The 2,231-nt window shown below is 40.5% G+C and carries 2 protein-coding genes and 1 pseudogene; all 3 read left to right on the plus strand.

Features of this window, described 5'->3' with window-relative positions:
• Window positions 1-748 (plus strand): annotated as a pseudogene (locus LC574_RS36680) (FAD-dependent oxidoreductase); the annotation flags it as partial.
• A 113-nt stretch (window positions 749-861) separates the two neighbouring features.
• The gene (locus tag LC574_RS36685) at window positions 862-1,050 is read left to right on the plus strand and encodes a hypothetical protein (RefSeq protein WP_229458538.1); all 189 of its coding nucleotides are present in this window, start codon (window positions 862-864) and stop codon (window positions 1,048-1,050) included.
• Between the two features lie 16 nt (window positions 1,051-1,066).
• On the plus strand, window positions 1,067-2,101 hold the full coding sequence (locus LC574_RS36690) for an Npun_R2821/Npun_R2822 family protein (RefSeq protein WP_229458539.1): 1,035 nt from the start codon (window positions 1,067-1,069) through the stop codon (window positions 2,099-2,101).
• The last annotated feature ends 130 nt before the right edge of the window (window positions 2,102-2,231 follow it).

A 2,231-nucleotide genomic window follows, 5' to 3' on the forward strand; every position in this document is an offset into this window, starting at 1 on the left:
GGTAAACCAAATTCAGACAGCCTACCCACAAGATAGACTTTGCCATTCACAAACTATTGATTTACGAAAATTGCAGTTGATGGGTAAAAGAGTGTTAATTGTGGGTGGTGGCTTGACGAGTGGACATTTGGCATTAGGTGCTATTTCTCGTGGTGCCAAGGTGCATTTAATGATTCGGCGACAATTAGCAGAAAAGTTATTTGACGCTGAACCGGGTTGGTTAGGGCCAAAGTATCTGAAAGGCTTTTTTGCTCAATCTGATTGGGGGCAAAGGGTGATGATGATTCAGCAAGCTAGAAATGGTGGTTCTATGACATCGGCGATCGCTACCCAACTACGGCAACAAATGCGTCGTGGTAAAATCAGAATTGATGAAAACTGTCAAGTAGTAAAAGCCGAATGGTTAGGTGAAAATTGGCGCGTCGAATGTAGTGATGGTAGTAAGCACGAGTGCGATTACATTTGGCTTTCGACTGGCACTAAATTCGATGTCACCACTGAACCCTTATTAAAGGACATTTTAGCAGCCTACCCCATTCCCATAGTCAAAGGTTTACCAGTTTTAGATACTTGTCTGCGTTGGCCTGGTTGTGAATTATTTATCATGGGTGGTTTAGCCGCTTTACAAGTAGGGCCAACAGCACGGAATTTATCGGGTGCAAGAATGGCTTGTGAGAAAATCGTCCCAGCGATTGTCAAGCCCAGTGTAGCTCTTTCCCACACGTTCAACAGAGTACAAGCAGGTTGACCAAAAACGCTACCCTACACAAACTTACACAAGAACGGGGAGTGTAAGAATTTTCCTGAATCAGCAACGCCGTTTTTTGAGGAACGTGAATTCCATCGCCCAACTATTTTCCATTGCAAGACTACGCCCTCTATGACCGAGGACAACGACTAAAATATCTCCATTGGGCTGGTACGCGGATGAAAATTGGTAGTCCCTATTGGCAATTGTGGGAACATTATCGCTATCTCCATGAGGGTAAATTCGCCTTTATCCCCAAACTGACTCGCCGTTTATTTCCCTTTGTTACTGCCCGTAGTTAATATTAGGAGTATCCCAATGATTGATGGCATTTATATCCTAGCCAATGATGTTGTCTATGACCAACTAGTTGCCTTGCTCAATAGTATAGAAGCTAATGCTGGTAGGAAAATTCCTATTTGTATACTTCCATATAATCAGCGATTAGACAAGGTAAAGGCAGAGATTGCATCTAGAGATAATGTCAGCTTATTTGAAGACTCTGATTCCATAGCCTATTGGGATAACTTTGCCACCCAGATATGGAAAAATTACCCCAGAGCACAAAAAACTTGGCGAGAGTGGGGCTTTCCAGAACTCTATGAGCTACCAATGCACCGCAAATTTTGTGCTGTGGATGGCCCCTTTGATAGATTTATTTATTTTGATGCAGATACCTTGTTAATGAGGTCGATAAATTATGTATATGAAAAATTAAATACTTATGATTGGGTAGTCAATGATTTTCAATATAAATCTGACTTAAAATTTATTTTTGATGGCTCCCCAGAGCAGATGCAGCAAATTTTCAACTCAGAAAACTTGCAGGATAAAGTATTTTGCGCTGGTTGGTTTGCCACTAAGAAAAATATTTTTTCTACAGCTTTAAGAGCCGATTTACTCAACAAATTAACAGCGGGTGAAGCAGATGTTATGGCCTTTTTAGCCCCTGACCAATCTTTATTTAACTATATAGTGTTGAGAAGTGGAATTTCCTATTATAACTTTGCCTGCTATGACTGCGAACAGGCAACTGGAAACCACTGGAGTTCTCAATTTGATGTGGTAGATAATATCCTTTACGACCAAGGACGGCAGCTGACATATCTGCACTATATGAGTATAAGTTCATCAAAATTTACTCAACTTTGCGCTGGTGAAGATGTTAATATTCCATATCGAGATGTGTTTTTGCATTATAGGTATTTAAAGTCGCCAGAACAAAGACCCAAAAGCTTTAAGCGTCAGAGTCCGCTAATGCGTTTGCAAAAGACTACTACAAGTTTTTTCAATCAAAAAGTCAACAATATTAAGCTTAATTATCGTAATTTTAAGGATAGAATTACTAAATAATTAAATAAAAGCGATTAGCGGTTAGCGAGCTTGCGATTAGTTTTAAACAAGCCGCCCAATATGAGCGGGGTATTAACCTCCCCAAGATTAATTTTTCGCCCACGAGGGGCGAGGCATGTACCGGGTTAAT

The organism is Nostoc sp. CHAB 5715 (assembly GCF_020829685.1).
Taxonomy (GTDB): Bacteria; Cyanobacteriota; Cyanobacteriia; order Cyanobacteriales; family Nostocaceae; genus Nostoc.